The organism is Desulfoplanes sp. (assembly GCF_054921335.1).
Genome location: NZ_JBUDSQ010000043.1, coordinates 1 through 24,182, shown reverse-complemented (window position 1 = coordinate 24,182; position 24,182 = coordinate 1). Strand labels below are relative to the sequence as shown.

Annotated in this window: 20 protein-coding genes; 6 read left to right on the top strand and 14 right to left on the bottom strand. The window is 57.0% G+C overall.

Annotated elements, in window-relative coordinates:
- The 4 genes from ACY692_RS09905 to ACY692_RS09890 form a co-directional block, all read right to left on the bottom strand.
- A partial coding sequence (locus tag ACY692_RS09905) for a C1 family peptidase (RefSeq protein WP_462325200.1) occupies window positions 1-2,437 on the bottom strand: 2,437 nt, incomplete at its 3' end.
- Between the two features lie 190 nt (window positions 2,438-2,627).
- On the bottom strand, window positions 2,628-4,766 hold the full coding sequence (locus ACY692_RS09900) for a type IA DNA topoisomerase (protein WP_462325199.1): 2,139 nt from the start codon (window positions 4,764-4,766) through the stop codon (window positions 2,628-2,630).
- A 9-nt stretch (window positions 4,767-4,775) separates the two neighbouring features.
- Window positions 4,776-6,173, bottom strand: coding sequence for a sigma-54-dependent transcriptional regulator (locus tag ACY692_RS09895; RefSeq protein ID WP_462325198.1), 1,398 nt, complete (start codon window positions 6,171-6,173; stop codon window positions 4,776-4,778).
- Window positions 6,174-6,520: 347 nt separating this feature from the next.
- Window positions 6,521-8,986: a c-type heme family protein gene (locus tag ACY692_RS09890; protein ID WP_462325197.1), complete on the bottom strand. Its 2,466-nt coding sequence runs from the start codon at window positions 8,984-8,986 to the stop codon at window positions 6,521-6,523.
- 260 nt (window positions 8,987-9,246) lie between these two features.
- Here ACY692_RS09890 and ACY692_RS09885 point away from each other — a divergent pair, with 260 nt between their 5' ends.
- The 3 genes from ACY692_RS09885 to ACY692_RS09875 all read left to right on the top strand — a co-directional run bounded on the left by ACY692_RS09885 (window position 9,247) and on the right by ACY692_RS09875 (window position 11,270).
- Window positions 9,247-9,429, top strand: coding sequence for a hypothetical protein (locus ACY692_RS09885; protein WP_462325196.1), 183 nt, complete (start codon window positions 9,247-9,249; stop codon window positions 9,427-9,429).
- A gap of 3 nt (window positions 9,430-9,432) precedes the next feature.
- Entirely contained in the window at window positions 9,433-9,684 is a 252-nt protein-coding gene (locus ACY692_RS09880; protein WP_462325195.1) for a DUF5395 family protein, read from the top strand.
- A 101-nt stretch (window positions 9,685-9,785) separates the two neighbouring features.
- Entirely contained in the window at window positions 9,786-11,270 is a 1,485-nt protein-coding gene (locus ACY692_RS09875) for a putative sulfate exporter family transporter (RefSeq protein ID WP_462325194.1), read from the top strand.
- Between the two features lie 326 nt (window positions 11,271-11,596).
- Here ACY692_RS09875 and murI read toward each other — a convergent pair whose 3' ends face one another.
- The 5 genes from murI to ACY692_RS09850 all read right to left on the bottom strand — a co-directional run bounded on the left by murI (window position 11,597) and on the right by ACY692_RS09850 (window position 16,926).
- On the bottom strand, window positions 11,597-12,427 hold the full coding sequence (murI, locus tag ACY692_RS09870) for a glutamate racemase (protein WP_462325193.1): 831 nt from the start codon (window positions 12,425-12,427) through the stop codon (window positions 11,597-11,599).
- Between the two features lie 60 nt (window positions 12,428-12,487).
- Window positions 12,488-13,660 (bottom strand): radical SAM family heme chaperone HemW, encoded by a 1,173-nt coding sequence (gene hemW, locus ACY692_RS09865; protein WP_462325192.1) that lies wholly within the window; start codon window positions 13,658-13,660, stop codon window positions 12,488-12,490.
- A gap of 142 nt (window positions 13,661-13,802) precedes the next feature.
- The gene (locus tag ACY692_RS09860; protein ID WP_462325191.1) at window positions 13,803-14,360 is read right to left on the bottom strand and encodes an epoxyqueuosine reductase QueH; all 558 of its coding nucleotides are present in this window, start codon (window positions 14,358-14,360) and stop codon (window positions 13,803-13,805) included.
- 4 nt (window positions 14,361-14,364) lie between these two features.
- Entirely contained in the window at window positions 14,365-15,840 is a 1,476-nt protein-coding gene (locus tag ACY692_RS09855) for an Rne/Rng family ribonuclease (protein WP_462325190.1), read from the bottom strand.
- A 126-nt stretch (window positions 15,841-15,966) separates the two neighbouring features.
- Window positions 15,967-16,926, bottom strand: a complete 960-nt coding sequence (locus tag ACY692_RS09850; RefSeq protein ID WP_462325189.1) for a radical SAM protein — start codon at window positions 16,924-16,926, stop codon at window positions 15,967-15,969.
- A 263-nt stretch (window positions 16,927-17,189) separates the two neighbouring features.
- On the opposite strand from ACY692_RS09850, the gene ACY692_RS09845 reads away from it, so the two are divergent.
- From ACY692_RS09845 to ACY692_RS09835, 3 genes are all read left to right on the top strand, one after another.
- Window positions 17,190-17,954 (top strand): tRNA (adenine-N1)-methyltransferase, encoded by a 765-nt coding sequence (locus ACY692_RS09845; RefSeq protein WP_462325188.1) that lies wholly within the window; start codon window positions 17,190-17,192, stop codon window positions 17,952-17,954.
- Between the two features lie 413 nt (window positions 17,955-18,367).
- Window positions 18,368-19,633 carry a phenylacetate--CoA ligase family protein gene (locus ACY692_RS09840; protein ID WP_462325187.1) on the top strand — a complete coding sequence of 422 codons (1,266 nt, stop codon included), beginning with the start codon at window positions 18,368-18,370 and terminating at the stop codon, window positions 19,631-19,633.
- Between the two features lie 139 nt (window positions 19,634-19,772).
- Window positions 19,773-20,909, top strand: a complete 1,137-nt coding sequence (locus tag ACY692_RS09835) for a ChaN family lipoprotein (protein WP_462325186.1) — start codon at window positions 19,773-19,775, stop codon at window positions 20,907-20,909.
- A 256-nt stretch (window positions 20,910-21,165) separates the two neighbouring features.
- On the opposite strand, the gene ACY692_RS09830 is transcribed toward ACY692_RS09835, so the two are convergent.
- From ACY692_RS09830 to ACY692_RS09810, 5 genes are all read right to left on the bottom strand, one after another.
- Entirely contained in the window at window positions 21,166-21,423 is a 258-nt protein-coding gene (locus ACY692_RS09830) for a hypothetical protein (protein ID WP_462325185.1), read from the bottom strand.
- 53 nt (window positions 21,424-21,476) lie between these two features.
- On the bottom strand, window positions 21,477-22,247 hold the full coding sequence (locus tag ACY692_RS09825) for a cyclic nucleotide-binding domain-containing protein (protein WP_462325184.1): 771 nt from the start codon (window positions 22,245-22,247) through the stop codon (window positions 21,477-21,479).
- Complete coding sequence (locus tag ACY692_RS09820; RefSeq protein ID WP_462325183.1) at window positions 22,247-22,564, bottom strand: DUF4911 domain-containing protein; 318 nt, start codon at window positions 22,562-22,564, stop codon at window positions 22,247-22,249. The genes ACY692_RS09825 and ACY692_RS09820 overlap by 1 nt, the downstream gene beginning before the upstream one ends.
- Window positions 22,551-23,618 (bottom strand): M24 family metallopeptidase, encoded by a 1,068-nt coding sequence (locus ACY692_RS09815; protein WP_462325182.1) that lies wholly within the window; start codon window positions 23,616-23,618, stop codon window positions 22,551-22,553. The genes ACY692_RS09820 and ACY692_RS09815 overlap by 14 nt, the downstream gene beginning before the upstream one ends.
- Before the next feature lie 92 nt (window positions 23,619-23,710).
- Window positions 23,711-23,983, bottom strand: a complete 273-nt coding sequence (locus ACY692_RS09810; RefSeq protein WP_462325181.1) for a ComEA family DNA-binding protein — start codon at window positions 23,981-23,983, stop codon at window positions 23,711-23,713.
- Between the last annotated feature and the right edge of the window lie 199 nt (window positions 23,984-24,182).

Here is a 24,182-nt window from a genome sequence, read left to right as displayed (position 1 = left end):
ATGACTGGACGTAGTCTCCGTTGATGGTCAGCGTGCCGATGGAGTTGCCCGGGGCGACGGTGCCGGCATCGTTGGTCACGGTTCCGTTGAAAGAACCATAGCCCCCAAGAATGCTTTCTTCCCCTACGAAGGTATCACCCCTCACCACCCCGTTGTTGAGCAGTTTTGAGGCAGAAAGATAGACTGCATAGATACCGGCATCTGCCGGACCGTTTGCCCGGATGGTCCCTGCATTGGTAGCCTTCGCATCCACAAGATTGAGGGCCCGTGCCGTGCCGTTCGTGGTGGTGGCCACAATGGTTCCACTTGAGTTGTTGATCAGCGTACCGTCGGTGAGATCCACACCGCAGGCCTGTTCCGTGGCGGCCGTCGCGACAATGGTACCGTTATTGGTGACCAGTCCATCTCCTGAGGCGGAAATACCTTGGGCACGTGACGCTGTCGCGTTGATTGTCCCTGTATTGGTGACCGTGTCGGTATTGAGTGCCGTTATTCCATAGGCCGTGCCATCTGTGTCCGTTGCTGCAGCCGTAATGGTTTCCGTGTTGGAGACGGTCTTGGTGGAGTACGCCATTATCCCGTAGGTTTCGCCCCCTGTTCCTGAAGATATTGCGGTAATGGTTCCATGGTTCGAGACCAGGGTCTCCCGTATCGAGGTAATGCCTTGGGCAGAATCCGTTGCGGTTGCGTTGATCGTTCCGGTGTTGGAGACGGATTCCGAACCGCTACTTTGGATTCCTACGCTTTTCAGGTCAGCCTGTGTGGTGATGGTACCATTATTAATGCAGGCGGTTGAGCCGAAACTATATATTCCATAAGAGGTCCCGTTGGCTGCATTGGCCTGACTGGTGATAGTATGGTTGTTCAGTATCTGGTTTGCTCCTTCCCCATATATCCCGACTGTCGTTGCATTACTCCCGGATGCCTGGGTCAGGATGTTACAGTCGTTAATTGCTGAACCCGAGTATACGGCAATTCCATTGGCTTTCCCCGTGGTCGTGCTAGCGTTCAGTGTTCCCTGATTGCTTACCAGGGAGGGACCTTCTGCGAGAATGCTGATGGCGTATCCGCTTCCTTTGGCCGTCATATTGCCGGTGTTGAGAATGGTGGCTGCATCCGTACTCAACAGTCCATAGGCCCAGCCGTCGTCGCCTTCTGCCAGGGCGGAGATGGTTCCGTTATTTTCAAAGGTTCCGTTCTCATCAAAGCTGAAAAAGCGGGCACCATAGGCCGTGGCCCGGTCATCGCCTGATATGGCGTTGACCGTGATGGTTCCGGTGTTGGTCATCTCATGCCCCTGCAGGCAGATGCCGTAGGCCGTGGCCTGCCCCCTGTTCGTGGATGCCGTGGCGTTGATTACGTCGTTGTTTTCGATGCGACTGGCATTGCCCGCCCAGAGGAACATGCCGTGTACATAGGGATCGCCTCTGTCCACAGTGGCGTTTGCCGTGATGGTTTCGTTGTTAACCATAGAAGAGGTGTCATCACCCCACTCATATACGCCCCTGGCAACGGGCCGGTATCCTGTGGCGTTGAGTTCTCCGGTTATGGTTCCATTATTGACACTATCGATATGACCGAATCCATGCTCGTTCCACTCTTTGTAATGCAGATAGCAGGCAGAGGTGGCCACACGGGCGGAGGTGTACCCGATACGCATGTATCCGTCCTCGCCCCAGTTCTCTCCCCATGAGTTGCGAAGTATCCAGGCCCCTTCACCCTCGCCTGTGGAATTGTCGTCCCACCCGACCAGAGAGATGGCGTGATTGGTCCCAGTGAAATACTCGAGGGGATTGCTTGCTGTCGTGGCATTGTCCGGAAAGATACCGTCTGTGTACGCATGGAAGTCGTCGGTGACATCCACGGCCGCATCCACGGCCCCGAAGGTAATGATGGCCCGTTTGATGGTCTCGATGTCGTTGGTGGGCAACCGGTGGACTCCTGCGAATTTGATTCTCGGGGCATCCCAGTGATAATCGAGTTCATGGTCGGTATCGTTTTCGTAGGCCTTAATGACGTCCCCGTCGGATGTGTAGGGGAATTCTTCCTCGGTGCAGTCCCCGTAATCCACCATGGCCTGGAGCTCGTCGTAATCGTAACTCGATCCATCCCCTCCGTAAAAGCCCTTGTATTTTTGGCTCAAACTCCAGATGATGAAGGATTCGGACAAGGACACGGGATTGCCGTTATAGTCGGCCTGTGCCTTGTTGTAAGTACTTTCGGCCGTGGCCGTTGCCGCGAAAGAATAGCAGGACCCTAATGGGTTTTGGTTTTTGACCGGACCGATATAGGCGGTGCCGTCTACGTCCCGAAGGTCGAAACGTGTCGGTAGCGATTCGGGCTGGGCGAACAGGGAGGGTGGAAAAAGGAGCGGCAGAAGAAGGAACAGTGCGAGGGAGAAGAAACTTTTTGGAAAGTAGTGGGTAGATGATTCCATGGTAACCTTGGAGATGGTAAAAGTTGTCTTACGTATAGGTTATGGGCTCCTTAACTTTAACGTCATATTTTATCCAGAATTATTTTATACCGAATCACGGTGGAAATGGACATTGTCGCAAGTTGGATATTTCTTTGTATGACAAATAGATTTTTTTGCTGGTTTGGGACAGGCGATTGGTCCTGCGTGGTCATCCCTGGGGAACCCCTTCCTTGTGGATGTGCCGTACCCTGACCACCCCATTATCGACCTCCAGTTTTGCCCGGTACGTTTTTTTGTCTCTGGTCGTCAGATCGATCTCCTTGGCGGTCACGCCCTTGGTCAGCAGCTGCTTGGCCAGTGTTTTTGTGATCTTTCCACCGAACATGTTCTTCCAGATGGTGAACGTACATCCGCCATTGGCCTCGCGCCAGTTGACGCAACCGTAAGCCCTGGGGGTTTCAACCACGTCGCCGCCGCATTTGGGGCATGTGCCAAGGGATGTTTTGCCTGGCGGCAGCGTGGCCGGGGTGGCGGCAAATTTCTTGTTGCGTAATTCTGCCACTCCCCGGTTGACCATGTTTTTGATTTTTCCCATGAATTCCGGATAGGTGATTGATCCCTGCTCCATGGTCTTGAGTTTTTGTTCCCATGACCCGGTCAATTCCGGGGAAACCAGGTCGGGCAATGATGATTCCACTGTCTGGACCACATGGCACCCCGTGTCTGTGGCGATGAGTTTTTTGCCCTGTTTGGCCACGTAGTTTCTGCTGATGAGGGTCTCGATGACCTGGGCCCTGGTGGCAGGTGTGCCCAGCCCCCGTTCCTTGAGGGCCTCCTGCAGCTCTTCGTTGTCCACCAGCTTGCCCGCGGTTTCCATGGCCCCGAGAAGGGAGGCATCTGTGAAATGGGCCGGCGGCTTGGTGGTGTGTTTGACCGGACCCACCTCCCGCACTTCGACCTGATCGCCTTTGGTCACCCCGGGAAGGGGATTGTCCTTGGCCGATCGCCATGGTTCAGCCGTAAACCATCCCCGGTCCTTGAAGATCTTGCCCGTCGCCTTGAAGGGTTCGGTTCCCACAACGATCCAGACCAGGGAGGTCAGGAAAGTGCAGTCCGGGAGAAAGGCTGCCATGGTCCTGCGGCAGACCATCTCGTAGATGTTCCATTGATCCGGAGAGAGCTGCTCGCGCACGGCAGGCTTTTGGGTCGGGATGATGGCGTGGTGGTCAGAGACCTTCTTGTCGTTCACGCAGGGAAATTTCTTGTTGGCCGTTTTGATCCGTTCGGCCGCAAGGGCGCTGATCTCGGGAAAATGGGGGTACACGGCCCGCAAATGGTCCAGGATCTCCTTGTACACTTCCGTGGTCAGGTACCTGGAGTCGGTCCTTGGATAGGTGAGGACCTTTTTGGCCTCATAGAGTTCCTGGGCGATTTCAAGGACCCTCTTGGCCGAGAGTCCGAACCGGTTGTTGGCCTCCCGCTGCAGGGTGGTCAGATCAAAGGGCAGGGGGGGACGCTGTCGGCCCTTGGTGCTTGCAACCGATTCCACCACACCCTGTCTGCCCGCGCATTTTTCAGCCAATTCTTTGGCGCGATCCTCTTCCCAAACCCTGTTGTCCTTGCGCTTGGGCGGAGCGGACCAGATGCCCTTGAAGGGCTCCTCTTCCCGGCCGAAGGTCCCCTCTATGGTCCAATAGTCCTCGGGTTTGAAGTTTTCGATGGTCGTGCGCCGGTCCACAAGGAGTTTCAAAACCGGCGACTGGACCCTGCCCACCGTGACCAACCCGCCGGTCTTGACCGTGAACAACCGGGAAAAATTCATCCCCACCAGCCAGTCCGCTTCGGCCCGGGCAAAAGCGGCCAGTCCCAGATTGCGTTTGTCCTCACCGGCAACCAGGGAGGCCATGGCCTTTTTGAGCCCGGTCTCGGTCATGTCGTTGGCCCAGAGACGTTTAATGGGTTTGTCGCATCCGGCCATCAGATAGATGCGTCTGAAGATGAGCTCTCCCTCGCGTCCGGCGTCTGTCGCATTGATGACGTCCTTAATGTCCCCGCGTACAAGAAGTGATTTGACCGTGGCGAATTGGTCCTTTGTCTGGTCGAGCACTGCCAGGGTGAACCGGCCGGGGATCATGGGCAGCTGGTCCATGGACCAGCGTTTCCCCCAATCCGGGTTCTGGTCGCCGGGCTCGGCAATGTTCACCAGGTGTCCCACGGCCCAGGTGACCACGTGGCCCGGCCCCTCGATGTATCCCTGGCCGCGTCCCCGAATGCCGAGGACCTTGGCGATTTCCCGGGCTACCGAGGGCTTTTCCGCGAGGATGAGTGATTTGTTGGTATGTGTCATGGATGTTTTTTATTTTCTGAAGTCTTGTGCCGAGATGTCCATGCGTCGAATGATTTTTTGCAGAGAGACCCGTTCGAGTCCGCTCTGTCTGGCGGCTTCTGAAACATTGCCCGAGGTCTTTTCCAGAATGTCGGTCACATAGGTGCGGGTGAACTGGTCCACCACCTCGGCCTTGGCCTGCTTGTACGGAGTGATCCCTTGGGGACGGTCCGTGGGCGGGTTGCCGGTTCCTCCAACCAGGGAGACCGATGCCATGGTGATCCGTTCCCCCCGGGAAAACAGAACCAATCTGCGGATGAAATTGATCAGTTCCCGGACGTTGCCGGGCCAGTTTTTGGAGGTGAGATAGGACAGCACTTCGGGATCTATGTGTTTTTCCTCGATGGACATCTCCCGGCATGTCCTGAGAATGAAGAACTGGGCCAGAAGCGGGATATCCTGGGTGCGTTCACGCAAAGGGGGGACATCGATGGTCAGAACGTTCAGTCGGTAGAACAGGTCCTCGCGGAAGCTGCCATCCTTGATCCTGTGTTCCAGGTTCTGGTTGGTGGAGGCTACGATGCGCACGTCCACTCTGGTGGATGCTGTGGAGCCCACGGGCCGGATCTCCATCTCCTGGATAGCCCTGAGCAGTTTGGTCTGGATGGCCGGGGTGATATCCCCGATTTCGTCCAGGAGCAGAGTCGAATGGTCCGCACTCAGAAACAGACCCTTGCTCGGGGCATCCGCACCGGTGAACGCACCTTTGGTGTGTCCGAAGAGTTCGCTCTCCAAAAGTTCCGAAGGGATGGCCGGACAGTTGACCGTGACCATGGACTGTTTGGATCGGGGCGAAAGCTCGTGGATCATCCGGGCGACAAGTTCCTTGCCCACGCCTGATTCCCCCCGGATGAGAACCGTATAGTCGGTTTGGGCCACGGTGGCGATGGTTTCCTTGAGCCGGGACATGGCCCTGCTCTGGCCGATGAGGGGGCGTGAGGGCGCGCAATTTTTGGCCAGGGATTTCAGGGTGAGATTCTCGCACAAAAGGCGGTTCCGTTCCAGTCCCCGTTCCACCACCCTGAAAAAAACATCGTTGTCCAGGGGCTTGAGCAGAAAATCGTAAGCCCCGGCCTTGAGGGCTGTGACCGCAGTCTGGACGTCGCCGAACGCGGTCATCAAAACAACGCTGATATTGGGGTCAACGGCCAGGGTCCGTGTGAGGAGCTCGTCTCCGGTCATAGACGGCATGCGCAGATCGGTGAGCATGAGCCCTACCTGAGACGTTTCGAGGAGAGACAGCGCCCTGGCCCCGGAATCCGCATCCAGGCATGTGCACGCGGGAAATTTTCGGCCCAGCAATCGGCAGAGGCCCCGGGAAAAGTCCTTTTCGTCGTCGACAATGAGAATGGTTTGGGGTTCGGGCATGGGGGAGGGGCGGTTTGGGGGTTCAGGTTTTATGTTTTAGGTAACTACGCAAGGGAAGGAGACGGGAGACCGGAAAAAGGGAGACGGGAGAAAATGCGACTGGCAAAGGCTGTTTTGGGTAATGGCGAAATCAGAAAAGCAGAAAAGAAGGTAATGTGTTTTCAACCGCGAAGAACGCGAAGGCACGCGAAGAAATCCTTCCTCGCCTTTCGCAGTTAGCTAAAACGTAAAACATAACACATAAAACAGCCTTTCCCCGCTGGCCTTGCATAAGATCTGCTACGGCTCGCAAGCCCGCCAAGCATTTATTTATCCCGTTTCCTGCCTCCCGTCTCCTGTCTCCGTTCTTACAGAGGCAGGATTATTTCGAAAACGGCACCACCATCATTGTATACATTGATGTCGCCTTCGTTGTCCTGAACGAGGTTGTACACAACGGCCAGGCCGAGGCCGGTGCCGTGGCCGACGTCCTTGGTCGTGTAGAACGGGTCGAAGATCCGGGGCAGGTCTTCTTGGGGGATGCCCGGGCCGTTGTCCCTGACCGTGATGACCACGAGGTCAGGATCTTTCTTGACCTTGGTGGTGATGTCAATCCTGCCCTTTCCAGAGGGCAGGGCGTCCAGGCCATTGACAAAGAGATTGGTCAGGATGTGTTCGATGTCGCTGCACGGGGCCCTGATGGTCAATGGTTCCTTGCCCGTGTCCGCATGGAGCCGGATATGCTTGGCTTCGGCCTGGACTTTGAAAACCTGGTACAGCCCTGAAATTGTAGCGGAAAGATCGCAGTGGTCATGGGGATTTTTTTTGATGTGTGCGAAATTGAGCAGGTCCTGGACGACGCTCTGGGCCTGCCGGGCATGCTTTTCGATCACCTGGAGATCCTCAAGATCCTGATCGGTTTCCACGGCCGTGCGCAGAAGTTCCGTATAGCAGAGGATGACCCCCAGGGGATTGTTGATTTCATGGGCCAGGCCGGCCGCAAATTTGCCCATGGCGATCATTTTTTCGGATTGCTGCATGCGGGTGATCATTTTTTTCTCCGAGGTGTTGTCCCGCACGTAGATGGCAACCCGTTCCGATTGGCGCAGGGGGTAGATGGTGACCATGAAATGCCGGTTGTGGATATGGATTCCATGACTGCTCGGTTGTGGACCCGTTTCCAGGTTGCCGGTCCCGGTTGACACGCAGGGGTGTGACTCCAGCATGCGGGCCAGGGGAATGGCGGACTGCGTTCTGTTTGCCGACCAGGAAAAGTTGTCGCGGGCCGCAGAATTGGCGATGATCACCTGTCCGGTGCCATCCAGGAGGAACAGGGGGTCGGAAATGCCCTCGAACACGGATTGGAGGATATTGCGCTGATGCAAAAGATCGTCCAGGGCCTGCAGGTTTTCAATGGCCAGGGCGAGCTGTTGGCCCAGGGCCGTGAGCACCTGGCGGGTCTGCACGGGAATTCCCGGGTCGTGGTCCCAATGCAGGCAGAGCATGCCCCAAGCCGTGTCCTGAGTGACCACGGGGATGATGGCCTTCCGCGTATCGAATACGGATTGCTTTTCCACGAGCAGGTTGGTCCAGTTATTCGGGAGCGGACAGGCCAGAACGGTTTTCGGCCAGGTGTACGAGCGTTGTGAGGCGGCTGCGCACACATAGGTGATGGACGAGACCCCGTACCTGGTCCCGATGAGGGCCAGGGTTTTGTCCAGGAGTTCGGTCCGTGACTGGGTCGTGTTCAACCTGTTCAGAATATCCACGAAAAGATGGACGTCCTGCTGACGTTCGCGGGTTTCCTGCTCCAGGTCTTCGGTCCGTTCCGCGACCATGCGCTCGAGATTTTCTGTATATTGCTCAAGCTTGTGCCGGGCATCCTTGAGATGGGTCCCCAATTCCTCTGTGGCGTGGAAGATTTCGTGGATTTCGTCGCCGGTGTGGATTTTTTCGAAGATCTCCTTTTCCTGATGGTCCTTGGCATCACCATGGAAAATGTCCAGGACCCGTCGCAGGTTGTGGACCACCAGACGATTGAAGAGCACGCTGACCATACCAAAAAAGAACAGCGCTCCACCCAGTGCCATGATCGCATAGCTGATGGCCGCCTCTCTGATGCGCAGAAAGGACACCTGGATGGGAATGCCCACCAGGTCGAGCCCGCTGATTTCACCTTCGGGATAGTTGAATCCTCTGGTGGATCCATACTCGGCGAGCACCTCTTTCGGGGCATTTTTCGGCGAGCCGTGGCAGCGCATGCATGATTCCGCGAATCTGACCGGCCTGGTCGTTATGTAGTACTCCTCTCCCTTGAGTTTCTTGACTCCCTCCCAGACCTTTTTTCCTGGTGTTTTCCTGAAATACTCGATGAATTCCCGTTCCAGCTCGTCGGCCTCGAACTTGGGGTTGCGCGCGTTGATGGCCACTCGCCGGTAGTGGTAGTCCTGTTTGGGAAATTTTAGATCCTCCATGATCTGTTTGGACACGAAGGAGGAGGACATGGACTCGCGGACGAACCGGTCCGTACCGAGCATGGCATACATGGACGGCCTAAGTATCGTGCGCACGTAATGCTGCACCGAATCCACCTGGGCGAAGAGCAGGTGGGTCTTGTCCTTGACCTCCGAGAGCAGGATGTTCTTCATGTTGAAGTACAGGGCCGTGGACAGAAAGGTGCCCACGCAGAGCATGGACAGGATGAGCCAGAAGACGAATTTTGTCTGCAGCGTGTTTTTGGGAAAGGGGGACATGGGGGATAGTGTGTCTGTACCGTTTAAGAAATGGGTGCCGATTATCGTCATCCCGGCGGAGGCCGGGATCTGGGTGCCCATGCAAGAGGATGGGTGCCAATATGTCACGGTCATGACTGGTACGCGTGTAGTCCCGATAGGATGGCGCGGCAAGGGGCGTAGACCGTCTCCCGTGGTATGCACGGTGCTAACGTGCGGCTACACCAAGAACGGACGCTTAAGAATAAAAACTATATATTGTAGGTAATTATGTTCTTGCAAAAGATTGGCATCGGAAATGCTTTCTGCCGGACCGTTTGGTAATACTCTTATTTTTCACACCATAATCAAGGAGTGCAGCAATGGCGGAAGACAAAAAGGTCCAGGGAACTCTTTCCATGGATGCCATGGATGACGAGAATCCCTTTGAGGAATGTGAACCATGGTCGCCCGTTGAAACCAAATTGGTCCTCGGGTCGTTCATCACTGCAGGTGTTTCGCTGGTGATCTTCGGGTATCTGATCAACAAATTCATCCTGAGTTGAGTCATGCTCGATTTCAGACTGGTTCACGACGGTAAGAATTGGCAGGCCGCCTGCGGTGATATCGCGGCCATGGGTGATTCTCTGGGCGATCTGGATAGAAATCTCGAAAAGGAACTCGTGAGCAGGGATCTGACCAGCGGCCTGTCCGAATTCAAGGTCAGGATGACTTTTGACAACAAGTGCATGCCCGAATTTTTACGGCAGTACGCCAACCACTATTTCAACAGAGTGGTCCGTTTCACATTCGATAACTAGTGCGGCCAAGCCGCAGTTTTAAGTTTTAAGTTCAAGCGGTTATAAGATTTTCTTGTTTTTTATTACGGAACCTTCTGAGTAAGATACTAAAGGAGAGGATAATGTCACCGGCATCAAGTCATGAAAACAGAAAATGGTATTCCGGTATGCTCATCCAGGAGGACTGGTGGTCCGTCTGGTTGGGGATGACCTTTGTTGTTCTGGGACTTCTTTCGGTCTTCGGCCCGGATCTGGTGGGGTGGATCGCCTATCCCCATTCATGGGTATCAGGCACCCCGTTTGAAGAGATGATCACCCCACTGGGCAAGGGCTACAAGTCATGGGGACCCTGGGGGGCCATGATCGCCTCCTATGTGTTCATCTCCATCCCGGTATGTTTGGGCGCTTTTTGCATGGGCTGGGACTTCAAGAAATTCGTGGGCGGCTGGACCTGCATCTTCGTGCTCACCTATGCCATCTGGATCATCGGTCACCACGCCACCATCACCGCAACCTCCAGAGACTGGGCCAAGTACGGCATCACCTTCGGGCTCGGCCTCGGGGGCGGTGGTTCCTTCATTCTTGCTCTGTTCGTGGGGCTGTTCATCGGTAATTTCATGAAGGGGTTTGCCAAATATCTGTCCGAAGCTGCCAAACCCGAATGGTTCATCAAGACGGCCATCGTCTTTTTGGGCGTGAAGGTCGGGTATATGGCCATGAAGGCCGCCGGTTTCGTCATGGAATTGGCCGTTGCCGGTGCCGCCGCAACCATCGTCGCCTATCTCATCTTCTGGCCGGGAACCTATTTCATCGCCCGCCGTTTTTTCAGCTTCGGCCGCAAGACCTCCGCCGTCCTGGCTTCCGGTATCTCCATCTGCGGTGTTTCCGCTGCCGTTGCCACCGCCGGTGCGGTTCGGTCCAAACCCCTGGTCCCCATCATGGTCTCCGCGCTCATCGTTGTGTACGCGGTTATCGAGCTGGTTGTCCTGCCCCCCATCTTTTCCGCGACCATGGCCGATGAGCCCGTTGTTGCCGGTGCGGCCATGGGTATGTCCGTCAAGACCGATGGTGCCGACGGTGCCGCCGGTGCGGTTCTGGACGAACTCATGCGTGCCGCCAAGCTGGATGCCGACGGGGTGACCTATGCAGAGGGCTCCATCACCATCAGTGCCATCATGACCAAGGTGTGGATCGATATGTTTATCGGTCTGTGGGCCTTTGTTCTGGCCATGGTCTGGGTGTACAAGATCGACAAGGTCGAGGGGGAGCATGTTCCCGTCTCGGAGGTCTGGCACAGGTTCCCCAAGTTCGTTCTCGGTTACTTCCTCGCATGGGGCATCTATCTGGCCGTCCTCTTCTTGACCCCCCACCTGGCCTCTGCCGCCAAAGTCGGTGCCGTGCCCGTTGAAAAGGGGCTTAGAAAGCTGTTCTTCATGCTCACCTTCGTGTCCATCGGCTGTATCACCGACTTCAAGAGACTGGCCCAGTCCCACTTCGGCAAGCTGATCTTCGTGTACATGATCGCCCTGTTCGTCTACATCGTCCCCGTGGCCGTCATCGTTGCCTATATCTTCCATCACGGCATGATGCCGCCTATGGCGGGATAGTGGTGATTGGGCGAAAACGCAGTCCATATCCATAATCGGATGTCGGAAAGCAAAAAACCAAAAGACCGTCCCCGGAGATCGGGGGCGGTCTTTTGGTTTTTAAGATATAGGATACAGGATATAGGATGTACAGCATATGCCGCTTCATGACATAATGTTTGTTTCCCCCTCGTCTCCCGGGGCTCGGTCAAACGGACGATTCGTGATGGATCGCCCCTACAAGTCCACCCAGAATAATTGTATTTCGAATGCTTTCCGCCGGAAATTGCTGCAGGATGTTAGATGTAGGATACACAGGAATGATCGTATACCCTACATCCATTTTTTCATAGATCCACGATCTCCACATCCTCGGGATGGATGGACCGTTGCAAAAAAATGGTCCCCACCCGGGCAAAGCGGGGGGCCGAGTCTGTGGCCAGGAAGCGGGTCGTGCCCGGTCGGCTCGGTGCGGTGTTCAGGCCTTGATTTTCGAGGATATCGGCAACTTCGGCGGCGGTGGTGCTGGCCGAATCGACCAGTGCCATGCCCGGCCCGGCTGCCTTGGCGATGGCCGGGGCGAGCAGGGGGAAGTGGGTGCATCCGAGGACCAGACAGTCCGGAGATGTGTGGGGATGGTCGGCCAAGAGTTCGTTGAGATAACGGTTGGCAACGGATCCGACAATGTCTCCTTCGAGCCACCCTTCCTCGGCCAGGGCCACGAACAGGGTGCACGGCTTGGCCACAATGGCTGCGGCCGGATCTATGGCATGGATGGCCTTTTGGTAGGCCCCCCGGGAGATGGTCGATTCCGTACCAATGACCGCGATCTGCCTGTTCCTCGATGACCGGCACGCGGCCCGTGCGCCCGGTCCGACCACACCGATGACCGGTACTGGGGCGCACATTTTTTCCAGGTCCTCGAGGGCCACGGACGATGCCGTATTGCAGGCCACGACCAGCAGTTTGATCCGTTGCCGGATCAGCTGTCCGGCGACCTGCAGGGCATACCGGGAGATCGTGTCCGGGCTCTTGGTCCCATAGGGGAGCCGGGCCGTATCCCCGAGATAGATCAGGTCCTCATGGGGGAGGCGGTCCCGCAATGCCTTGAGTACGGTCAGACCGCCCACGCCCGAGTCGAATACGCCGATGGGGAGATTGTTGGTGGGAAGATGCATGCTGGAATCAATCCAATGGGATGGTGTTGAAGAAGAGGAAGAGGGGACCGATGGCCGTGCTCATGCGGACACACCGGTCGGATGGCTGTTCCGGTCGTTGTCCGTTGGGCGGAGAAACCCGGCAATGATTTCATTGCTCACGAGCATCCCTGCAGGGGTCAGGCTAAGGGTGTTGCCCACGGTATACGCAAGACCGTGTTTGATCAAGGATTCGATGTGATCTGAGGGGTCGTCGACGGGGGGGGCGAACATTTCCTGCCGGAGAAGTCCCAGATCGAGCCCTTGTGCGGTACGCAGGGAGAGCATGATTTGTTCATTGAAGAGATCCGTGGGTGCAAGGGGTTCCCGGTTGGTCCCGAGTTGTCCTCCGGCAAGGCTGGTTGCATAGGCACCGAGGGTATCCGGGTGCGTCCACCTGACATTGGATATAGTCGATACGGCTGCAGGACCGACCCCCAGGTAGTCCTTGCCCTGCCAATAGCCGGTATTGTGCCGGCTGTGTTTGCCGTCCCGGCAGAAATTGGAGATCTCGTAATGGGTGTATCCGTGTGATTGGAGGAGAGCTGATCCCTCGAGGAACATGGCCGCCTGGTCGTCTTCGGAAGGGAGCTCGATGGAACCGGTTCCGAGATCCTGCTCCAGGGGGGTTCCCGGTTCCACGGTCAGCCCATAGCAGGAAAAATGGTCGGGACGGAGTTCCGCAACGCGTTCAAGTTGCCCCAGCCAGTGGGACCGGGTTTGTCCGGGGATGCCCCAGATGAAATCCAGGCCGGTGTTGGAGAATCCGGCGTGCCGTGCCTTGTCCAGGGTCTGGAGAGCCTGTTCCGGAGAGTGTATCCGCCCGAGCGTGTTCAGCTGATCGTGATCGAGGGACTGCACCCCGAGACTGAGCCGGTTGACGCCCAGAGCGCGAAGGGTGCGCAGGTAATCGCCATCGTTTGCGGATTCCGGATTGGCCTCCAGGGTGATTTCGGCATGTGGGGCTATGTGAAACCGGGAGGAAACAGTGGTCAGGATATGTTCGACATCCCGGGCAGGCAGGAGGGAAGGGGTGCCCCCGCCGAAGTAGACGGTTTCAAAAACGGGATCGGCCAGGCGGTCGCTCCAGAAAACGAGTTCCTGGATAAGGAGCTCTACATAGGTCTGCATCGCCCCGTGAGAAAAAGGGCCGGAGGCAAAGGCGCAATACCGGCATTTTTTGCGGCAGAAGGGGACGTGGATGTAGAGGAGCAAGGTTTTTTTGGGGGGATAGGGTTTACGTTGTATGTGGTAGGTTCTAGGCAACCGCGGAAGGCACGGAGGCCGAGGTCTGGGGGGTGAAGTCCGGGGTCGTTTACCGTCTAAGACATACCACATAAAGCGTAATATCCAAAACTTAAAACAGCCCTTCCAGCTCCCGCTGGTACCGTTCCATCTCCGAATAGATGCATCCGCAATACTGCTGCCGGTAAATCCCCCATTCCCTGGAGATGTCGATACCCTCTTTCCACCCCTGTCTGAAATCCTGGTACATGAATGCGGTCGTACCCCGGCCCGCTATGTCCCGTCCGAGATCGGCGATGGTCTGGTGTTTTTGGAATTTGCTGTAGAGCAGGGTGGTCGTGAAAAAATCGAACCCGCCCCGTTTGGCCACGGACCAGGTCTTTTCGAGGCGCATGGCGTAGCAGTGGAAGCAGCGGTTGTTTTCCCTGAAAACGACCGAGCGGAGGTAGCCCGAAGGATCATAGTCCTTGTCTTTGTAGATGACGGACAGACCGAGGTGGTTGGCCGTTTCTTCGAGCCCCTGCCGCCGGCGCAGATATTCCTGCAGGGGATGGATGTTCGGGTTGTAGTAGAGCCCCACGACATCGTACCCCTGCTCGCGGAGGAGCTGGACCGGATAGATGGCGCAGGGCCCACAACAGATATGCATGAGGACGCGTTGTTTGCTCATATGGCTACTTGACGGGAATCGTGTCCGAAGAGACCAGAAAGATGTCCTTGGAGAACTCTTTTTCGAACTGATTGATCATCTCCCGCTTGTGGTTCAGGATGTACTCGGTGAGTTCCGGGGTGGTGCAGAACTCAAAAGGGTCCGGACATTTTTTGCGCCGCAGTTGGCGGTACATCTCCTTGAGGGTCTGCATGGCCTGCCATTCCATGTTCCGTCTGATCCCGACCCCTTTGCAACAGGGGCAGGGCTCCATGCTCAAGGACAGGGCCGAGGTCCCTAGACGCTGGCGGATGAGTTCCATGAGCCCGAATTTGGAGAGCCGGCCGACATCGGTACGGGCCTTGTCGCCCTTGATGGCTGCCCGCACGGTCTTTTCCACCTGCTGGGCGTGGCTCCTGTCCTTCATCTCAATGAAATCGATGACCACCTGTCCGCCCACATCGCGCAGTCTCAACTGCCGGGGGATTTCTTCGGCCGCTTCGATATTGGTCCGCAGAGCCATGTCCTTGAAATTCTTCTTTCCCCCGATCTTTCCGGAATTGATGTCCACGGCCATGAGGGCCTCGGTCTGGTCGAAACAGAGCTGGCCGCCGCTTGGCAGGTTGACCTCCCTGCGGAAGATCTGGGCAAGCTGATTTTCAATGCTGAACCGTTCGAACAGGGTCTGCTCGAAGTCCGTGTGTTGCCTGACCATCTTGGTCCGGCGGGGATAGAGCAGGGTCACGGTCTCCTTGACCATCTTTGCGGTCTCTTCGTGGTCGACCCATATCTCGCCGACTTCCTGGGTGAGGTAGTCGCGCACCGCCCTGAAGGCCAGGTCCTTTTCCTCGTAGACCAGGCTCGGGGTGGATGCCTCGACCCCCTTTTTGCGGACCTCTTTCCATAGTCGCTTGAGGAATTGCAGATCCCGGCCAAGGGTTGTCTTGCTCTGCCCCTCGCTGACCGTGCGGACGATGACTCCGATCCCCTCGGGTATCTTGAGCTCCTCGAAGATCTTTTTCAGCCGTTCCCTTTCCTTGGGATCCTCGATTTTTCGGGAAATCCCCAGCTGTTCACGCCCGGGGGTCAGGACGATATATCTTCCCGGCAAAGAGAGATAGGTTGTCAAAAAGGCCCCCTTGGACCCGGTCGGATCCTTGACCACCTGGACAAGGACCTCCTGGCCGGGTTTGAGCGCCTCCTGCAGCGGGGGGTACTTGCATCCCTTTTTTTTCTTGGTTCCGGGGTGGTAGTATTCCGGGTGGACCTCGTCTACCTGCAGGAACCCGTTTTTTGGGGCCCCATAGGAGATGAAGGCGGCCTGCAGGGCCGCGTCGATGTTGTGGATCTTGCCCTTGTAGATGTTGCTTTTTGTTTTGCTCTGGTGGGCCATCTCCAGATAGTATTCTTCCACCCTGCCGTCTTCGGTGAGAACCACCTCGACCTGCTCTCCGGGGAGAACGCTGATGAACATTTTACGACGTTTTTTGTTGCTGGCCATAGTTTCCTCTGTACTGTGAAAAGTTGACAACGGACCAGGGTCTTCCTGTCCTGCACGCTGTAAAAAACACGGCGTTTTGGTGCAAGAAAGGGGGGATTGGGGTCCGTATGAAAATTGTATGTTTTCCTATGCCCTGTCCCTGTGGGCGAGGACATGGAATACCGTGCCGGAGTCCTTGATCTCAACGATCTCTCCGGACGTACGCAATCGTTCGACGGCTGCCTGGACGAGGGGGGTGTCCACCCCCATGGCCAGGGCGATCTGCGCCGTTGTTTGGGGACGGATGGCAATGGAGTTCATGATAGCCTTTTCAAGCTGTTTTGGGTCCATTGTCGTTCCCGCTGCCGGGCTGATCGGCGTGGCCAGGGGGCCATCGCACCTGTCCGGACACAAGATGGATCTCCAATGTGCCAGGGTTGCCTGGTCCACGGGCCGTGCCCCTGAATAGGCCCCCGGGCGGGTCATCGTGACCACGTCGACACGCGAAGGGGCGAGTTGGCGGCAAAAATCGCGCATCCGATCGAGATTCCTTTGGGTGTCGTTGATTCCCGCAACGAGAAGGATCTCGAGAAAAATTTTTCCACTGAAGGTTTTGGCCCAACGGTCCATGCCGTTGGCCAGGGTCTGCAGGTCGAGGGATCGACAGGGGCGGTTGAGTTCCTTGAACTCGTCTGTAACAAGGGTATCCATGGACGGAAGGACCACCTGGGCCCTATCAAGGGCCCGACAGACCTCGGGGTCGCCAAAAAGGGAACCATTGGTCAGGACGGCCACGGGAATCTCCGGAGCAATCCGGTGGACCCCGTCGATAACCGCTCCCAGCTCACTGTTCAGACAGGGCTCCCCCTTGCCCCCGAGGGTAATGTATTCCGGGCGGACCGTTGTTTGTCCAAGCCATTGTTCGAGCTCTTCAAGAATGGCTGACGCCTTGACCCATGGGGTGCGCCGGGTGGTGTGGACCTCGGTCCTGCCGACCTCGCAGTATACACAATCGAAATCACAAATGGCCCGGCCGAGAAGATCAAGTCCCAGGGAGCGGCCGAGCCGTCCGGAGGGCACTGGGCCAAAAATATATTTGGAATCCACGCAAACCAATCCTTGTTGTCACAGGTGGGCCGGAATATGAAAAATATCAAATTAATATAGTTTTTTTTACAAAAAAGACAAGAGCGGAGAGAAGGGTTTTTTATGGGCCAGGGTCAAGAAGGGGGGAGTGAGGAAGTGAACGGGCCATAACGTCGGAGGTCCCTGCCTTGGGGCCGGGGCCCGGCCGGACCGCAGGGATTGCTGTCTTGACAGGTTTGTTGAACCCGGGATACCTCGCCCACTTATTCTACAGGAGGAGACCCATGCTACAAGCCGGTCAATTGGTAATGTTAGTCAGCCCAAAGGGCAAGCGATACTTTCGGGTGCTCGATCCCGAAGGGGTCCTGCACACGCACGATGGAAAACTGGCCCTTGGCGATGTGCTCGAACTCGGGTTCGGGGCCCACGTAGAAACGCATCTCGGACGGCCGTATTCAATTTTGCTCCCCACCCTGTATGACCTGATCAAGGGGATCAAACGGCACACCCAGATCATGTATCCCAAGGATATCGGGTATGCACTGCTCCGTTTGGGGGTCGGGCCCGGTAAGCGGATCATCGAGGCCGGGAGCGGATCCGGCGGGATGACCACGGCCCTGGCCTGGAGTGTCGGTCGGGAAGGAAAGGTTTTTTCCTACGACCGCAGGGAAGAATTCAGCGAGTTGTGCAGAAACAATCTCCAGTGGGCCGGACTGGCCGAGCGGGTGGAATGGTGCAGCCGCGACATTGCCGAGGGGTTTGAACAGACCGGAGCGGATGGGCTTTTTCTGGATGTACGTACCCCCTGGGAATATCTTGAACAGGCGGCCGCGGCCATGGGGCCTGGCGCACCGATAGGCTTTTTACTCCCGACGACCAACCAGGTCCAGGACCTGTTGATGGCCCTTGAAAAGGCGCCGTTCGGCGACGTTGAGGTGCTCGAAGTCTTGCTGCGCAAATACAAGGTCAATGGGGAGCGGTTCCGGCCGGATGACCGGATGGTCGCCCATACCGGGTTTTTGATCTTTGCGCGGAAGAAAGGGGGGTGAGACGGTTTTGGCACCTTACCCGTGGAAGTCTGCCGTAGAAAACAAGAAAATCTACCCCGAAATCAAAGACCTTTGACGCCCGTTCGTCCTGCCCCCACAGCCGTGAGAGCTGGACCCACTCGATGGGCGCCCCGTCCCTTTGTTGGGGGGGCGGGCGGAGCCTGTATTGGGTTTTAAGGATTGGTGGAGGCGGGACAGCCAAAACGTCATTTGCGGACTTGATCCGTGGCCTGCAAAACAACAACTATTCCGGATAGGTGCGGGGGCCGCGGGAAAGGGGGGTGCTGCTGCTTGCTTTTTTTGGGAAAAAAATATATCAGGCACGGTTTACATCAGAGTACCCGTGCCTTTTTTTGTCCCCATATCTCACCGGGACCGCGGGTTACAATCCATATTCAAGAGGGGGGCGGCGCATGACCCGCAAAGACCGCACAGAAGGAATCTACAGCCGGCGCGAGGTATTGGACACAAGCGAGCGCCAGAAGTTCTATCAGATCCAGCTCAAGGATCTTCTCACCTATGCCTACCGGTACTCCGAGGACGTCAAGAAGCGGTTCGATCGGGCCCAGTTCAATGTCGACAAATTCAAGGAGCTGTCCGATCTCAAACATATACCCATCCTGAAGAAAAAGGAGCTCATCTTTCTGCAGTCGATGGGCCCGCGTCTTGGAGGGCTCCTGACCAAGGACCTCGGGGAGTTGCGGCGTATCTTTCTTTCCCCTGGTCCGATTTTCGACCCCGAAGACCGCAGTGAAGACTATTGGGGATGGTCGGAAAGCTTCTACGCCGCCGGGTTCCGCCCGGGGGATCTGGCCCAGGTGACCTTCAACTACCATATGAATCCGGCCGGTTTGATGTTCGAGGAGCCGCTGAAGAATCTCAATTGCGCGGTCATTCCCGCCGGACCGGGCAATACGAACAACCAGCTGGACATCATGCAGAAACTCCGGGTGACCGGATATGTGGGCACGCCGAGTTATCTGATGCATCTGGCCCAGAAGGGTGAAGAAAAGGGGCTCAACCTGCGGAAGGACCTTTTTCTCGAGGTGGCCTTTGTCACCGGGGAAAAATTTTCCGAAAAGATGCGTACCACGGTTGAGAAGAAGTTCGACCTGATCATGCGTCAGGGATACGGGACCGCGGATGTGGGATGCATCGGGTACGAATGTTTCCACAAGAACGGACTCCATGTGGCCAATAGGTGTTTCGTGGAGATATGCCATCCGGACACGGGTATCCCCTTGAAGGACGGGGACGTAGGCGAGATCGTGGTCACCGCCTTCAATAAGACCTATCCGCTCATCCGTCTGGCCACCGGGGATCTCTCCTATATCGACCGCTCCCCCTGTCCCTGCGGACGGACCTCCCCCCGGCTCGGGAACATTGTCGGCCGTGTGGACACGACCGCAAGGATCAAGGGGATGTTCGTCTATCCGCACCAGGTGGAGCAGGTTCTTGCCAGTTTCGAAGAGGTCAAACGGTGGCAGATCGAGGTGACCAACCCCGGCGGGATCGATGAGATGATCCTGTCGATCGAGGCCAGCAGCTTCAAGCGTGAGGACGAGCTGCTCCATTCCTTCCGGGAAAAGATCAAAATCCGTCCCCTGCTCAAGGTTCTCGCTCCGGGGAGCCTGCCCCCGCAGATCCGTCTGATCGAGGACAAGCGCAAGTGGGACTAGGCTTATCGGCCATGTGGACAACAATAAAAAAACCGGCAGGGGGGACTCTGCCGGTTTTTTTGTTGGGACTGGGGATGGTTATCCCTATTCGATGGAAGGGGTGGATCCGGGGTGCCCTACCAAACCATGGAGAAGAACGATGGATATGAAAACAATGCTGCTGGCCATGGGGCTGGCGACGGTAATGGCTGCCGGGTGCGCCCGGCACGGAGCGAGGATGCCGGATCAGGTTCCGATCAAAAAGCCGGCCCTGCATACGGCGCAGGGGGGGATCCTCTCCCCCGGCGAGCTGGCCGGCTCTCTGGCCACTGCGGATTACCTGCTGCTCGGTGAAGGGCACACCAATGCGTGTGACCATATGGGGCAGGCGACGGTGCTCCGGGCACTGGCTGAAAAAGGGTGTCGGCCGGTGGTCGGGCTGGAGATGGTCGCCGTGGACATGCAGCCGGTTCTGGATATGTGGAATGCAGGGGGGCTTTCTGTCGATGGGCTTGGATCGCGTTTGGAGTGGAAGCTCCGCTGGGGACATGCCTTTGGGCTGTACAGACCGATCTTCGAGGTTTGTCGGGAGTATGGTCTGCCCCTTGCTGCCCTGAATATCCCGCGCCGTGTGGTGGACACGATCCGGGACGGTGGATTGGAAGGGGTTGCTGGAGAGGATACGCACTTTGTTCCCGATCCGATCATTCCGGCAACCAAAGAACAGCGGCAGGCGCTCGGGCCCATGCTCCTCATGCATGCCCGAATGGGCGGGGAAAAGGGGGCCGGCAAGGAGACCTTTTTCCTGGTCCAGTCCCTCTGGGATACGGCCATGGCCGAGGCCGCTGTCAGGGTCCGGAAGGAATCCGGGCGTATGGTGGTTATTCTGGCCGGAGCCGGCCATGTAGAAAACCGCTGGGCCATAGCGGCCCGCCTCCGCGTTATGGACCCCGGAGCGGAGGTCGTTTCGGTCATGCCGGCACGGAGCACGGCCGACATGACGGCCAGAGAGGCGGACTATTACTATCTCTGCCCCCCATCGGCCAAGAAAAGAAGGCTGGGCCTGGTACTCGAGGCACGGGACAACCGGCTCATGATCAAGGGCGTGGTCCCCGGCTCCAGGGCCGAGAACGCAGGTTTCAAACCCGGCGATGTCCTGATCAGGGCGGGAGAACGCAAGGTCACAACCGGTATCGACCTGCACAAGGCCGCTCTGCCCGCTGCACGGGAAGACCGGGACCTGGTTATCCAGGTACTGCGGAAGGGCACGGTCAAGGAGCTTGTCGTCCGTTTCTAGGTGCCGGGTCCTGCAAAAAAAGTTGTTACTTTCCGGACCGAATTTTCGCCCCCCGTCCCCATCCACTCCGCAGGCCGGGATCCTACAGGCCAAGGGCGTGGCCCGGACGTCAAAGGTGATGCCCCCCCCCTAGGGGAACGCCACCCCTTGGATATTCCGGATCAGCTCCGTGGATGACGTGCCGTGTCCCTCCATCTTCTTCCCCGTGACCCCGGGGCTACAGCCTTCCGCCTAAAACATGCCGCCAAAGCCGCGGTCATTTCTCATCCTTGAGCAGAAAGGTGGCCGTATCCAGATCGTAGATTTCCATGGGGGTCTTGCCCCCACGGTCTTTTTGCATCTGCGCGGCCCGTTGGATGATATCCATGTCCAGCCAGCCGTGCCGGTCCCATACCTCGGGGCTGCGTCCACTCCAAAGTCTGAACTCGATGACCCCGTCATTGTCCCGGATATACATCCTTTCCTGCTTGCTCGAGGGGTCGGGATAGTAATAGATTCCTTTGTCGTCCTTCACTCTATACTCCTTTATGATGATTCGTGCTCTCAAGGCCTGCTCCCGCGTGCGGGCTAGCCGATCCGTCCCTTGACTCCGGCCAATTCCTGACTGGTCCTGGCCAGACGCTGGGCAAGGGTGGTCACGAGACGGATGGAAAAATCCGGGTAGTCCGCAAGCATGGCCCTGAGCTGTTCCGGGGTATATACTTCTAATACGGAATTACCGAGGGACCTGATGCCTGCGGTCCTGCCTTCGTTCAGCAGACAGGACATTTCTCCGAAAATTTCTCCGGGTTCGTGGATCACGGCGAGCCGGTTGCCGTTCTTGACCACTTCGAGGCCCTTGTCCGTGGAGATGATCCGATAGATCTCCGTACTCATCTCTCCGTCCTGCATGATCCACTGGCCGGGGCCGGCCGTTTGTATGCGGCCGACGAACTGGGTCTTTGCCTGGCCGTCGTTCTGGTTGTCGAGTCTGGACCAGCTGGCCTCGAGGACATGGGAGAGCCCCTGCAGAACGAGCTGCGTGGTCCTTGGTGAATTGTGGAGCATCTCGTCGACAAGATCGGCGGTGTACATGGCCATACGGCTCGGTTCCAGGGCCGTGGCGGTGCATGGGTAGACCCCCGACGGGGTGATGATCCCCTCGATGCCAAAGGCATGGCGTCCGGTGATATGTATGGTCGGCTGGTCATCCCTGGCCAGGGCGACGCTGCCGCCAAGAAGGATGTAGAACCGGTCGGCCGATTCCCCGGCCGTGAACACCGTCTCACCTCTCTGGAAGGAGGCGATGGTCGGCATAGAGCTGGAATCCATGTCGGGCGTGGTTGTGTACATAGGCATCAATCCCGGTTGCGATGGGGGCCTGGCATGTCGATGACCCCTTGGATACCGAGCTCCGTTCCGAGCTCGTGGAGGAGGGCGGTCACGGTTTGGCGGGAATCCGGGGCAAAGGTGATCCGGACCATTGCCCGGTATTTATCCAAAACCGAAAGATAGGCCAGATTGTCCCAAGACTCAAGAATGAACTTGAACAGGGCGATGTCCGAGCGGGCGATGTGGACATACAGATGGTCCGACCACCCTGCCGGGGGCGGGAGAGGGCGCCCTGCCCGCCCGGTTGTGTTGCCGGCCCGGGCCCTGGTTCTAGAGGACTTCATGGCCGTCCTCGGTGATCAGGACCATATGCTCCCACCTGACCCCGCCCCATTTGGGATAGTAGAGCCCCGGTTCCGCGGTCACGACCATGCCCGGGGCAAAAATCGCGGTCGATCTGGGACCGATCCCCGGGGATTCATGGGTTTCAAGCCCCACCCCGTGGCCCAGCGAGTGCGTGAAATAGTTTTCCAGGCCGTGCTTTTTGAAGAATCCCCGCGCCGCCTGGTCGGCCTCCTTGACCGGTCTGCCGGGGAGGTAGTGTTCAATGGCGATGCGCTGGGCTTCCTGGACGTAGTTGAGGGTTTCCCCAAAGGCCGTACTTGGATTGTCCCCAACCCAAAAGGTCCGTGTCTGGTCGGAACAATACCCGTCGACCCGGCCGCCCATGTCGATGAGCAGGGGGGAGTTTTCAGAGATGCGGGTTGTGTCCGGGATCGCATGGGGGAGTGCGCCGTTGGGCCCGGCCGCGACAATGGTCGCAAAGCTGAGTTCGGATGCACCGTTGTCCCTGAATTTTTTCTCTATGGCCCAGGCAAGTTCGGCTTCGCTCATCCCTGGTGCGATGACCGCTCCGAGTTCGGCAAAGACACGATGGTTCAGGGCGCAGCTTTTTTTGAGCGTTTTTATCTCGGTCCTGTCCTTTATGACCCGGACCTCTTCGACAATGTTTTTTGTCGGGACGGGGTCCAGACCCGCGCCAAGGGCCTTGTACTGGGAGACGGACATGGATCCGGCCTCGATGCCCGGCTTGCGGATGGCCCGGTCGCGGATGAATGCGCAGATTTCCTCATTCTTGTTCCCGGAATAGATGAAGATGCGTTCTGCTGGCCAGATCCTGGCCGCCGTGTCCTTGTACCGTGCATCGGTCATGAGCCATGCTTCCTGGTCCGCCGTGACAAGAATGCATCCCGCACTCTCGTTGCACTGGGGATCATGGAGTTCGAAACCGGAAAGGTAGTAACGGTTGGCCGCATGGGTGACCAGGAGTGCCTCGAGATTCCGTCTTTGCAAGGAGGTACAGACCTTGCGGAGGCGTTCGCCATATGGGTTTTTCATGGGGATTGTTTGGGTCGCAGTGGTTGTGGATATAAAAAGGCGATCTCCCAATAGAAGAGACCGCCTGTGGTATGCTTGCGGGGTCCTGTCTGTCAAACGGTGATCATCGGCTTGATCTTTGCGAACACCTTGGGCCCGATCCCCTTCACATCCATGATCTCGTCGACGCTCTTGAACGGATGCGCCTTGCGGAATTCAATCACCCGCGAGGCAATGACCGCACCGATGCCTGGAAGCGTGGTCAGCTGGGCTTCGGTGGCAGTGTTCAGATTGATCTGGTCAGCGCAGAGTCCAGTACTGAGACCAATCCCAAGCAATGAGACAAACAATACCAAGACAATGAAACGGGATCTGAGAGCGAGCATGCATGTCCTCCTGGTGTGTGAGTGGATGTTATGGAGTAAAACAACCAATGGAACGGACATGACATACATGAATGGAAGACGTAAATCCAGTTAAAATGCGAGTTTTTTAAAAGTACAATAAATGTATTACAAAATTATTCTTATTTATCGGCAAAATATACATACCCAATTTCTTTGTATGGAATAATGTATGACAAAA